This window comes from Salinivibrio socompensis S35 (assembly GCF_000513715.1).
In the GTDB taxonomy this organism is placed as follows: domain Bacteria; phylum Pseudomonadota; class Gammaproteobacteria; order Enterobacterales; family Vibrionaceae; genus Salinivibrio; species Salinivibrio socompensis.
Genome location: NZ_AQOD01000037.1, coordinates 44506 through 56418, shown reverse-complemented (window position 1 = coordinate 56418; position 11913 = coordinate 44506). Strand labels below are relative to the sequence as shown.

The following is an 11913-nucleotide window of genomic DNA, read 5'->3' as shown; positions in this document are numbered from 1 at the left end:
CTGATTTTGGAGTCACGGGCCAAGCGGTAAAAAAAGGGTTATTGAACGTCGAGACGTGGAATCCTCGTGACTTCACGCAAGACAAACATCGGACGGTTGATGATCGACCCTACGGTGGTGGCCCCGGCATGCTCATGATGGTAGCGCCTTTGCGCGATGCGATTCATGCAGCTAAACACGCCGCAGGCGATAAAGCGAAAGTGGTTTACCTCTCTCCGCAAGGGCGCAAGCTTGATCAAGCGGGGGTCGAATCGCTGGCTAGCAATGATAAACTTATTTTGATTTGTGGTCGGTACGAAGGGGTAGACGAGCGCATTATTCAAACTCACGTTGACGAAGAATGGTCAGTGGGAGATTTTGTGCTCAGTGGGGGCGAGCTACCCGCGATGACGTTAGTGGATGCCGTTGCTCGGTTTGTACCGGGTGTACTTGGTGACATGGCGTCAGCAGAGGAAGATTCCTTTGCCAATGGGTTGCTAGACTGTCCACACTATACGCGTCCTGATGTATTAGATGGGTTGGTGGTACCAGAGGTGCTAAAATCCGGTAATCATAAGGACATTCGTCGCTGGCGATTGAAGCAATCGCTAGGTCGCACTTGGTTACGACGACCAGAGCTCCTGGAAAACCTAGCTCTGACTGACGAACAGGAATCACTACTTGCCGAGTTCATCAAAGAACACCGTGCAAGTGCCGAATCAAATTGAGTTTCAGTTTATTCTAGGGTTATAAATAATGAGTAACATCATCAAGCAGCTCGAAGACGAGCAAATGAAAAAAGACCTGCCTGAGTTTCAAGCAGGTGACACTGTCCTAGTACAGCTTAAAGTAAAAGAAGGTAACCGTGAGCGTCTGCAGCCATATGAAGGTGTGGTTATTGCTAAGCGCAACCGTGGTCTGCACTCTGCATTCACTGTACGTAAAGTATCAAGCGGTGAAGGTGTAGAGCGTACTTTCCAAGCCCATTCGCCAGTTATCGACAGCATTACTGTTAAACGTCGCGGTGCAGTACGTCGTGCCAAACTGTACTACCTGCGTGAGCGTTCTGGTAAGTCAGCTCGAATTAAAGAGCGTCTTAACAAGAAATAATCGCTTTGGCGTTTATTGCTCGAAAAGCCCGTCCCACACAGGACGGGCTTTTTAATGGTAAAAATACGGCCACCCCTGCTAGCCTGTCCCTATTCTGCGCCACTTCATGTCTACCACAGCCGCTTAATTCCTATCACAGCCACTTATTTAACCCTACGACCACTCGCAGCTAAAGCACGTGAGTTCGACAAACTAACTGACAAAATGACATTTTTACCTTATTAGAAATTGGCAGCAGCGCTATTGAAAATTGGCAGCAGTACTGCGAATGATACGGAGAGCAATTATGTCCTGGTTTTTACTTTGCGTGGTGACCTTGATTGTCGGTTACTTTACCTACGGCACCTTTATTACCAAAATCTTTGCGCCAAAGCCGCAAAAAGCGACCCCGGCGATGAGCATGAACGATGGTGTGGACTTTGTGCCACTGTCAGATAAGAAAGTGTATATTATTCAACTACTTAATATTGCAGGTCTGGGTCCGATTTTTGGCCCAATCTTGGTGCACTTTACGGCCCCGTTGCCATGCTATGGATTGTGTTTGGCTGTATTTTTGCCGGTGCCGTGCACGACTACTTCTCTGGCATGCTCAGTGTTCGAGCCAATGGCGCGTCTGTGCCATCTGTGGTGGGTGATCACCTCGGTAACTTCGCTAAACATTTTATGAACTTCTTTGCGGTGTTACTGCTAATGCTCGTGGGTGTGGTCTTTGTGCTCGGTCCAGCTAAGTTGCTGGGCAGCTTATCAGAGATGAGCGTTACCATGTGGGTGGCATAATCTTTGCCTATTATGTGCTCGCCACTGTCGTGCCCATTGATAAAATTATTGGCCGTTTTTATCCGATATTTGGTGCCTTGCTGGTGTTTATGTCGGTTGGGTTAATTATCGGTTTGGCCGTGAGCGATCACAGTTTCTATAGCCAAGGGCTCGATGTTGCCACCAACTTCCATCCGACCGACTTGCCGTTATGGCCACTGCTGTTTATCACGATTGCTTGTGGTGCGGTGTCAGGTTTCCATGCCACTCAGTCTCCTCTAATGGCGCGTTGCATGCAGAATGAAAAGTCAGGTCGCTTTATCTTTTATGGGGCGATGATCATGCTGTGGGCGGCGGCTGCCTATTTGATTAAGCGCGATAAATTGCACTGGGTATGCACCATTCCTGCGATGTTCATGACCGCAGTGACGGTAACCTATTTGGCCAATGCCGAAATAGGGTTTAGCTTACCGATGAATATCTCTACTATGATAGGCGTGGGCGCGACTCTTGCCGCCACGATTGCTTTCCTGATTGGCTATAAACCAAATGCTCAGTTGATAGCTGAGGAGAAATAATCGCCGATAAGACGTCATGGTTGAGAGGCCGATGCTGAACCCGTCAGCCCTCAGCTATATGATTGGTCTTCAAGCAATATTCAGTTAAATACGCTAAGATCTAAGCCTCAGTATTCACTGAGGCTTTTTTATTAGGGAAAGGATAGGGCATGAAACAGACGCTTTTTTCACTATTGGCATTCGTCCTTTTGGTCGGTTGCGCCGCTTCCACCACCCAAGGCTTGGTTGACGATCAGAATTGGTATGGGTTAGGGGAGCAAGATGGACAGCGCGGTTTGCCACAGCGCTCATTGAAAGACTTGCAGACTCTAGCCGGTCAATCTAGCGTCAGCGTGAACGCCAACTATCTAGATTACGAACAGGGATATATCCATGGTATCGATGATTATTGCGATCCCGCGCATGCTTACCAGTTGGGGCTAGACGGCAACCCGTATATGGGCGTGTGTGAAAGTCGGCCAGGATCTCAGCGTTTTAGAATGGAATGGAAGCGTGGTTACAACGATTCTCAAAGCCAATCTAATGGCTTATTTTATTGACTCCTAGCTTTATTGATCTCGAGTGTCAACGTGCAAGGATTAGCTAAGTCCCAGTTAATCTTTTAACGTTTTTAAATAGCGTCGGCTTACAGGCACAGCGTAAGCTGAGGTAGTAATCACCTCGGCAAGGCCGTTGTCGAGCAAACGGATTTCGCGGATAGCGGCGGGGTGAACCAAATATTGTCGATGGCAGCGTATCAGAGGCGTTTTGTCTTCTAGCACCTTTAAACTCAGGTGTGTGGTGGACTCACCTTTGGCCGTTAATAATGCTACGCCGCTTAAGGCGGTACGCGCGACTTCGACTTCCTGATGAGGGATCAATGTGATCCGACTGTGTCCCGCGCAGGGGAGCAAATCCAACGCTGGCGTAATCGTCTGATAGTCATTTTTCTGGCTCAGTTCACGGGTGAGCTTTTCCAGGGATTTTTTTAGCCGTACGGTTTCGACAGGTTTTAACAAATAGTCGAACGCATTTTCCTCAAACGCTTGCAAGGCGTATTCATCATAGGCAGTCACAAACACGACCTTGGGCATGGTGTCAGGATCGAGCATGGCCAATAGCTCTAAGCCGGTTACCCGTGGCATTTGAATGTCTAAAAATACCACGTCCGGGCGAGTCTGATTGATGGTTTTCAGTGCATCGATGGCATTGTTACACCGACCTATGACTTCAACGTTGCCTAGGGTCAGTAACTCGTCTTCCAGTGCTTCACGAGCATGCAGCTCATCATCAACAATCAGTGCTTTTATCATGCCTCTCTCTCCATGCTGGGCGCTTGATAGGTCAAGGGTAGGGTAACCGTTGCCCGTGTTCATATATCAGGCTGACACGTCATTTTTAGCGCGTACTGACCACCAAACAACCCTCTGCCGTGGTGGAAATGGCGCAGGCCAAGTCGGTAAAACCGCCCAAGCTATAGCGATGTAAGCCGCCGCTTAGCCCGACCAAAAAGCCCACAACCGGGCCGCCAAGCAATCCGCCCATCACCGCACCGATTGCTCTTGTGTTGGCTATTGCATCTTGAATACCCAAACCAAAATAGGTCCCGAGAATACAAAAGTCTGAGAAGAGAAAATAACAAACGACCTTATGCGACAGCCGCCCAGAGATACTCAGCAGTGGCATAAACGCCAGTGTTTTACTCAGCAAATAGGCGATCACTAGATAGACGCTCATCTGCTGCAGAAGTGAGAGAACCAGTGCCATAACCATCAATACAAAAAAAGACCAATGCGCTATAGTAACGGTTGCCTGTTAAAGACTCTATTTATATCTCTTTTGTAAACTAAATATTACACAGTAAATTAAAAGGTACAGCTACTATTGCTTTAAAAATATAGGCTGGTATTGTTTGTGTAAAACCTGATGAACATTAAAGGCAAGGCTATGCAGCAAGATTCGGTGACCAATATTCATATCCGCGATGAGCAGGTGCTTCTAACGCCAGAGCAGCTTCGCGCCCAGTTCCTATTGAAAAAAGTACCCGGGCTGCGATCAGTCAGGCACGAGAGACCGTGGCAGATATCATTCATAAACGTGACCATCGTCTATTGGTGGTCTGTGGCCCGTGCTCAATTCATGATGTGGAAGCGGCGAAAGATTACGCGCGTCGTCTGAAAGCCTTGTCGGATGAACTCAGCGATCACTTGTTTATTGTTATGCGGGTCTACTTTGAAAAACCGCGCACCACCACTGGCTGGAAAGGGTTAATCAACGATCCACACCTGGATGGCACCTTCGATGTGGAATCAGGCCTTAAACAAGCACGAGGCTTGTTGACTGACCTCGCACAGATGGGGATCCCATTAGCGACCGAAGCCTTGGATCCAATCAGCCCGCAATATATTGGTGACCTGTTTAGTTGGGCGGCGATTGGCGCGCGTACCACCGAATCGCAGACCCACCGGGAAATGGCCAGTGGCCTGTCGATGCCGATTGGATTTAAAAACGGGACTGACGGCAACCTCGCCACTGCCACCAATGCGATGAAAGCCGCGGCCTCGGGACATCGCTTTATGGGTATTAATCAAGCCGGCCAAGTGGCGCTGCTGAATACCCAAGGTAATCCTAACGGTCACGTGATTCTGCGCGGTGGTAAGCAAACCAACTACGACTCGGTGTCTGTGGCCGAATGTGAGCAGCAAATGGACGCGGCGGGGCTTAACCCTTCTTTGATGGTGGACTGCAGCCACGCTAACTCACGCAAAGATTACCGTCGTCAGCCGTTGGTGGCAGAAGATGTGATCCATCAAATCAAACAAGGGAACCGCTCCGTGATTGGACTGATGATCGAAAGCCACCTCAATGCGGGTAACCAATCGGCAGACTTACCCAAACACGAAATGGAATACGGGGTATCGATCACGGATGCTTGCATTGATTGGGCGTCTACCGAACAATTGTTACGTCATGCTCATCAAGAGCTAGCAACCTCTCTTCAACAACGTATTCAACAGGACTAAACCATGGTGGCGGAACTCAGCCGACTGCGCGATCAAATAGACGATGTCGATAAACAAATGGTGAGCTTGCTCGCGCGCCGCTTGGCGCTGGTAGCCGAAGTGGGAGAAGTAAAAAGTCAACATGGCTTGCCCATTTATGCGCCAGACCGCGAAGCGGCGATGCTCGCTTCGCGTCGTCAAGAAGCGGAGTCTCAAGGCGTGCCACCGGATCTGATTGAAGATGTGCTGCGACGCACAATGCGCGAGTCGTACAGTAGTGAAAATGACTCTGGCTTTAAGTGCTTAAACCCAGATTTACGCCGCGTGGTGGTGATTGGCGGTAAGGGCCAGCTGGGTGGCTTATTTGCTCGCTTATTCCGTTTGTCGGGTTATCAGGTTGCGGTGCTGGATAAAGAGGATTGGGAGAGTGCCGATTCCCTGCTAGCCGATGCGGGCATGGTGGTGGTGTCGGTGCCGATTGATGTCACGGAAGCGGTGATCAGCAAGCTGACCCAGCTGCCAGACGATTGCTTATTAGTGGATCTCACTTCGGTGAAATCCGGCCCGCTACAAGCGATGTTATCCGTGCACTCCGGCCCAGTAGTTGGCCTGCACCCCATGTTTGGCCCAGATGTGGCCAGCCTTGCTAAGCAGGTAATGGTGTATTGCGATGGCCGACATCCTGAGGCGTACCAATGGCTGCTAGAGCAGTTTCGCATTTGGGGCGCTGGGTTAAATCGGATCAGTGCCATCGAGCATGATGAAGGCATGACGCTGATCCAAGCGCTACGCCACTTTACCTCGTTTGTTTACGGCGTGCATCTGGCAGAAGAAAACCCGAATCTGGATCAGCTTACCGCACTAAGCTCACCGATTTATCGCTTAGAACTGGCTATGGTGGGGCGACTGTTTGCCCAAGATGCCAGTCTCTACGCAGATATTATTATGTCCTCGCCGCAAAACTTGGCGATGATTAAACGCTTTTACCAGCGTTTTGGCGAGGCGATTGATTTGCTCGAGCAGCACGACAAGTCCACTTTTGTCGATGCCTTCGCGCAAGTGGAAAACTGGTTTGGTGATTACGCTCCACGCTTTTTACAAGAAAGCCAAGGCCTGTTGCGACAAGCCAACGACGCCACCCATCGCATCGCGACCTAGTCAAGGCTCACCTTTCCGAGGGATAGGAGGATAGAGAGCTACACAGATAAAGTGAGATAGTGTGTATATCGATATGACGGACTAAGAACTGGATCGCAGGGATAAAATGATAGGGTATTTATAATCAGGCTCGCACGTGGAAAAGTGAGTCTTTGTAGTAGGCTAAGCGGATTCGAAAGTATTATTTCGTCGCTATGAGATGTACGGTTATTGCGTGTTTGAGGCTACAGCAAGCGGTCGAAAGCGTGTTAGAACTATCGTTGCAGAGTCTGTGATTTAGGGATATAGTTATCGAGCGGTTGGAAACAATCTATGGTGTGCTGCCTTGTTGTAGTGCGCTGAGCTCATAGCTCTTTCCGCCGCCTTCTTTCCCCCAGTTCCTTTCGTAGCGACTCTCTATTATCTTAGGGGTTCGTATATTCGATCATTTCTTAGCCAGACAACATGTTCACTTCAATAATACCCAAAGAGGTCTGATTCTTTTTGACAAGAGCAGCAAAGAAGTACCGATTCAAGCACTCGCTAAAGCGTTTAAACTCGATGGTCATGACTGGGGGCGGCTGAGAAATATGGCAGAAGTCCCTGCCTTTATCGATTCTGAAGCAACAAGATTGATTCAACTCGCAGACCTAATTGCTTACGCGTTGTTTCGTTATAATTAGCTAAAGCCCACACTGTGGGCTTTTTTATGGGCAACTGATAGTTAGTCGTTACTGTCTGGCAGCGATACCTCGGTGGGGGAAATGGTCTCTGACGGGTAGCAGCCGAGCACTTTTAAATAGCGAGTGAGGGTGGTGAGTGCTTCAAGCGCACTGTGCATCGCATCGCTCGTCATATTGGCTTCGACATCGACGTAAAACATCTCTTCCCACGGGTTGCCGAGTACCGGGCGAGATTCCAACTTGGTCATATTGATGCCGCGCTCGCGCAATACCATTAAACACTCCACCAAGGAGCCGGCTTGTTGTGACGTCGACATAATGAAAGTGGTTTTCGCAGGCGTGAGTTTAGAAACTTTGACCGGTTTACGCGCCACCACAATAAAGCGGGTGTGATTTTGCTGTTGGTTGGCAATCTCGCTCTTAATCGCGGTTAAACCGTAAAACTCACCGCTTGCCGCATGGCCAATCGCGGCCACATTGGACTGGTTTAACTCCGCCACTTGTTGCATGGCTTCAGCGGTGCTGGAGCAATAAATCTTCTTCACTTTACCCAAGGTGTCAATGTATTCGCTACATTGTTGGTGTGGCTGTGGATGAGCATACAAGGTATCGACTTGGCTGGGGTCTTGATCGCCGACGGTAAGCAGGCAATGGTCGATAGGCAGCGTGAGCTCACCGACAATCGACAAACGTGTGTGTTGCAACTGATCGTACACTTCATTGATCGACCCTGAGCTGGTGTTCTCGACCGGCAAGATGCCGTAATCGGCATGCCCAGTTTCTACTGTTTCCACCACCTTTTTAAAGCTATCGCACGACATCTCCACCAGTTCGGTTTGCTTACGGCTAAAGTACTGGCGAGCAGCCAAATAGGAATAAGAGCCCTGGCTGCCCAAGAAAGAAACCCGTGCCACCGGACGCTGATTGTCTGGATTGGCTAGATTTTGTAGATAACGCTGCTGGATCAATACCGAGTCTTCGATAATGGTATGAAACAGGCTTAGCACGTAATGGGCATCAAGCTGATAACCTTGTGCTTGGGTCACCAATTCTTCTAACAAGGCTTGCTCGCGGGCCTGATCGCGAATTGGCTTTTGCACCGCGACTTTATTTTTGGCGACATCTAGGCTTAAGCGGCGGCGCTCTGCTAATAATGTCAGCAGCTCTTGATCAAGCTGGCTAATTCGCGTGCGTATTTCGTCCAGTGGGCGTGGTGTGTCTGGCATACATTATCCTTGTTCTAATACAAAAAAACCTCCCGGTTGGGAGGTTAGTGCGCCATGCTGTTAAGGCTTAGCACGCTTCCTCCCGCGTTGGCGAGATAAAAAAGAAGCGAAAGAAATGGGCGGTCATCAGCATTGGGCGTTGTGTTGTTATGTTTGCGTATAGATTAACCATATGGGGCGCAGGCAGACGTGTCAAGGATCAAAAAGCCCCGCGAAGGCGGGGCTGACATGTTTAACGTATTAGGTCTCGCGCTGAGGGTTAGATTTCCTCGTCGGATGGATTTTCTTCCATCGCAACCGTCGCAGCAGATTTTTCGTTACGACGCGCCTCGCCTTTGTGTTGGACTTTATTGAGTTGTTTCTCCAGCTTTTGGCCCACGTCATTAATTGCTTTGTACATGTCGTCGCTTTCCGCTGAGGCAACCAGCGTTGAACCAGGCAGCCCAGCTTTGGCCTCGACTTTAAACTGGTGGTTTGGCTCTTTACTGATCACAGCATGAGGATTGATGAGTGCCACCTGCCACTTGGCCAACTTGTCAAAGCGGCTTTCGATGCGCTCACGGATGGCGGGAGTGATTTCGATATTTTTGCCTGCAATTTCCACTCTCATACTCGTTCCTCTTTGTTCCCCTGTATTAGGTTCATCTTTAGATTACCGGTTTACGCCATTGATAACGTGACTTGGCTCATGTTTAAAGGGGGAAGGAGTTTGATAGGAGGATCTGTGAGCATTTGCGAATCCTGACACGGAAAAGAGGCAAAAAGCCTTGAACTCACAGATGAAAATGCTACGTTGGAAAGGATCACGAATGCTGATTACACGCCAATCAGGGCCTCCTCGTGCCCATCCTACCATCCTGATTTTTATTAGTGGTCAAAAATGATGCCACAAAGCCATGGATCACGTTGTTGAGCCTGCTGAATTTGTATTGTACACGCCAAGAAAAATACATAAAAAAGGCGGCCTCGAAAGCCGCCCTAGGAAGTGCTCATACTGACATCGCCGTATTAGTTATTGGCGTGTAGATCGTGATTGAGTTCGACCGCACTTTTGTTGGTCAAACACTCAACCGCACCTGTTTTTGAGTTACGACGGAACAATAGATCCGATTTACCGGCCAAATCACGCGCTTTGATGCTTTCTACGACATTACCATCGGCGTCGAGCATGGTTACCTTAGTGCCCGCGGTGACATATAGGCCCGATTCGATGGTACAACGATCGCCCAATGGGAAGCCAAGACCAGCGTTGGCACCGAGCAATGAGTTCTCGCCGATGGAGATCACAAGCTGGCCACCGCCACTGAGAGTGCCCATGATCGACGCGCCACCACCAATATCGCTACCTTGACCGACCATCACGCCAGCTGATATACGGCCTTCAATCATGCTCTTGCCTTCGGTGCCTGCATTGAAGTTGATAAAGCCTTCATGCATCACAGTTGTGCCTTCGCCGACATGGGCGCCCAAACGAACACGCGCGGTATCGGCAATACGCACACCCGCAGGTACCACGTAATCGGTCATTTTCGGGAATTTATCCACGCACTCAACCGTCAGCGTTTCGCCTTTCAGACGTGCTTCCATTTGGCGCTCAGGCAGTTCAGGCAAATCGATCGGGCCTTGGTTAGTCCAAGCAATATTGTGCAGCAGGCCAAATAGCCCTTCTAACACCACACCGTGTGGTTTGACTAAGCGGTGTGAGATCAGTTGAAGCTTGAGGAAGCCTTCAGCAACCGATGCGGGTTTGCTGTCGTTTTCTAAGATCACCAGGATCAGTGGTTGGGTGGTTTGTTGTGCCATATTGGCAAAGTTAGCGGCCTCTTGAGCGCCAGCGGCGGTGAAGGCTTCACTGATCGCAGCGCAGGCTTCTGGTGCAATCTCTACGACCTGATTGCCGGCGTCATAATCGGTGAGTGCGCTTAAGGCATTGACCAGATCATCACTAGGGTTAAGTAGGGGAGACGGGAAATAGGCTTCAATGATTTTGCCGTCCTTGTTTTGGGTCGCAGTACCGAGCGCCAGAGCGAAACTTGCCATCGGGGAAGATCTCCTTGTGTTTATTTGGGCTTCAACATTAATACTGCATCTTAAAGACAACCGCCAGCGGTTGGAAGCGCTTAGCCTCAGGCGGAGAGAAAAACCCACACAGGTCGGGGCACTGATTCGATTCGTGTTGATGTCTAGCGTGGGTGATACCTTGCGAGCAAAATAAAGGTTCAGCGCATAAAAAAAGCAAGCCAAGTGGGCTTGCTCTTTCGCGGATGCCAACAGGATTAGCAATAGGAGTACTAGGCAGCGTCAGCGTCTTTGTTGTCGTCGCTACTTTCATCCGCTTTACTGTCACTCGCTGTCGCCGGCTTTTTCTTGACGGCTTTACGTTTGGCGCCCAGCGCCTCGAGGACAGAGTCTTTGTGTTGAGCAAGGTATAGCGACAAGGCTTCACGCTTTTCTTCGTCGTCTACCAGTTCGCTTTCTCCAATCAAGTCGAACATCGCATCTGCCATATCCAACATTTTATCGTAGGCGTCGGCTTCGGCTTTGGAGGTAAATGTCATCTTTTCTTCTCCCTCGCGTTCGACCACGTACTTGACGATAACGGCCATAATTACCCTCTCTTCGTTGATTTACTGTCTTTTTATACAGTAGGATAAGGGCCATTGTCTACCGACCCTGCCATGATTGTGACATGAGAGAAAAATTTAGCACCATTTATCAACGTGCCGCCGAACGCAAAGGCGGTCAACGTGAGTTAGAGCGCATGCTGGTGGCTCCGCTTAAACATCAGGCTCTGTGTGAGATACCGGATGATCGCTGGTTAGCGGCGTTTAGCCAAAAGGTATTTCAATCCGGCATTAGCTGGCAGGTGGTACGCAAAAAGTGGCCGGGGTTTGAAGAGGTTTTTTGGGGCTTTGATATCGATAAAATGTTGTTGATGCCACCGGAGATGTGGGAAGAAAAAGCCACCAATCCCGCGATCATTCGTCATTTAACCAAGGTGATGACTATTCCGCACAATGCGGACATGATCCATCGGGTGCAGCAATCGCACGGTAGCTTTGGCCAGTTTGTTGCCGACTGGCCCACCGAAGATATTGTCGGTTTATGGCAGTATTTGAAAAAACACGGTAAGCGTTTAGGCGGTAACACAGGAGCCTACACGTTGCGTAGAATGGGCAAAGATACCTTCTTGTTCACCCGTGATATTGAGCACTATCTGCGTGCGACCAAGATTGTCGATAGTGGCCGAGAGACGAAACGGGCGATGCAAGCGACGCAACAGGCATTTAATGACTGGCAGCAAGAGTCGGGCCGTTCACTGAACCATATCAGCCAGTTGATCGCTTTCAGTGTGGGAGACAATCGCGTTTAATCGCTCAGCGATTGTCTGTGTGATCACACGGTGAGCAAGTCGTGTGCTAGGTCGCGGTGTGTCGGTGGCTGTTTGCGCTTATCACTGCAA

Annotated in this window: 12 protein-coding genes and 3 pseudogenes; 9 read left to right on the top strand and 6 right to left on the bottom strand. The window is 49.6% G+C overall.

What is annotated here, in order from left to right; translation table 11 throughout:
• The 5 genes and pseudogenes from trmD to DZ54_RS0105785 form a co-directional block, all read left to right on the top strand.
• A partial coding sequence (gene trmD, locus DZ54_RS0105800; protein WP_025673405.1) for a tRNA (guanosine(37)-N1)-methyltransferase TrmD occupies positions 1 to 707 on the top strand: 707 nt, incomplete at its 5' end.
• A gap of 28 nt (positions 708 to 735) precedes the next feature.
• Positions 736 to 1089: a 50S ribosomal protein L19 gene (gene rplS, locus DZ54_RS0105795; RefSeq protein WP_025673404.1), complete on the top strand. Its 354-nt coding sequence runs from the start codon at positions 736 to 738 to the stop codon at positions 1087 to 1089.
• Positions 1090 to 1357: 268 nt separating this feature from the next.
• Positions 1358 to 1866: pseudogene (locus tag DZ54_RS27385) on the top strand (carbon starvation CstA family protein).
• Positions 1854 to 2423, top strand: coding sequence for a carbon starvation CstA family protein (locus DZ54_RS27380; RefSeq protein ID WP_420804838.1), 570 nt, complete (start codon positions 1854 to 1856; stop codon positions 2421 to 2423). The pseudogene DZ54_RS27385 and the gene DZ54_RS27380 overlap by 13 nt, the downstream one beginning before the upstream one ends.
• A gap of 149 nt (positions 2424 to 2572) precedes the next feature.
• Entirely contained in the window at positions 2573 to 2962 is a 390-nt protein-coding gene (locus DZ54_RS0105785; RefSeq protein ID WP_025673403.1) for a DUF2799 domain-containing protein, read from the top strand.
• A 54-nt stretch (positions 2963 to 3016) separates the two neighbouring features.
• On the opposite strand, the gene btsR is transcribed toward DZ54_RS0105785, so the two are convergent.
• Entirely contained in the window at positions 3017 to 3715 is a 699-nt protein-coding gene (gene btsR / locus DZ54_RS19455) for a two-component system response regulator BtsR (RefSeq protein ID WP_037353663.1), read from the bottom strand.
• Between the two features lie 103 nt (positions 3716 to 3818).
• Positions 3819 to 4169, bottom strand: a pseudogene (locus tag DZ54_RS0105775) (LytS/YhcK type 5TM receptor domain-containing protein); the annotation flags it as partial.
• A gap of 180 nt (positions 4170 to 4349) precedes the next feature.
• Between DZ54_RS0105775 and DZ54_RS19450 the strand changes: the two are divergent.
• The 3 genes and pseudogenes from DZ54_RS19450 (at position 4350) to DZ54_RS27375 (ending at position 7224) form a co-directional block, all read left to right on the top strand.
• Positions 4350 to 5425 (top strand): annotated as a pseudogene (locus tag DZ54_RS19450) (3-deoxy-7-phosphoheptulonate synthase).
• Positions 5426 to 5428: 3 nt separating this feature from the next.
• Entirely contained in the window at positions 5429 to 6562 is a 1134-nt protein-coding gene (tyrA, locus tag DZ54_RS0105765; protein ID WP_025673401.1) for a bifunctional chorismate mutase/prephenate dehydrogenase, read from the top strand.
• A gap of 398 nt (positions 6563 to 6960) precedes the next feature.
• On the top strand, positions 6961 to 7224 hold the full coding sequence (locus DZ54_RS27375) for a DUF3800 domain-containing protein (protein ID WP_081721602.1): 264 nt from the start codon (positions 6961 to 6963) through the stop codon (positions 7222 to 7224).
• A gap of 41 nt (positions 7225 to 7265) precedes the next feature.
• Here DZ54_RS27375 and pheA read toward each other — a convergent pair whose 3' ends face one another.
• The 4 genes from pheA to DZ54_RS0105745 form a co-directional block, all read right to left on the bottom strand.
• On the bottom strand, positions 7266 to 8450 hold the full coding sequence (pheA, locus tag DZ54_RS0105760; RefSeq protein ID WP_025673400.1) for a prephenate dehydratase: 1185 nt from the start codon (positions 8448 to 8450) through the stop codon (positions 7266 to 7268).
• A 259-nt stretch (positions 8451 to 8709) separates the two neighbouring features.
• Positions 8710 to 9060 carry a ribosome hibernation-promoting factor, HPF/YfiA family gene (gene hpf / locus DZ54_RS0105755; protein ID WP_025673399.1) on the bottom strand — a complete coding sequence of 117 codons (351 nt, stop codon included), beginning with the start codon at positions 9058 to 9060 and terminating at the stop codon, positions 8710 to 8712.
• A gap of 398 nt (positions 9061 to 9458) precedes the next feature.
• On the bottom strand, positions 9459 to 10490 hold the full coding sequence (gene dapD, locus DZ54_RS0105750; RefSeq protein WP_025673398.1) for a 2,3,4,5-tetrahydropyridine-2,6-dicarboxylate N-succinyltransferase: 1032 nt from the start codon (positions 10488 to 10490) through the stop codon (positions 9459 to 9461).
• Positions 10491 to 10741: 251 nt separating this feature from the next.
• Complete coding sequence (locus DZ54_RS0105745) at positions 10742 to 11056, bottom strand: YebG family protein (RefSeq protein ID WP_025673397.1); 315 nt, start codon at positions 11054 to 11056, stop codon at positions 10742 to 10744.
• 83 nt (positions 11057 to 11139) lie between these two features.
• Between DZ54_RS0105745 and DZ54_RS0105740 the strand changes: the two genes are divergently transcribed.
• Positions 11140 to 11823: a DNA-3-methyladenine glycosylase I gene (locus DZ54_RS0105740; RefSeq protein WP_025673396.1), complete on the top strand. Its 684-nt coding sequence runs from the start codon at positions 11140 to 11142 to the stop codon at positions 11821 to 11823.
• The last annotated feature ends 90 nt before the right edge of the window (positions 11824 to 11913 follow it).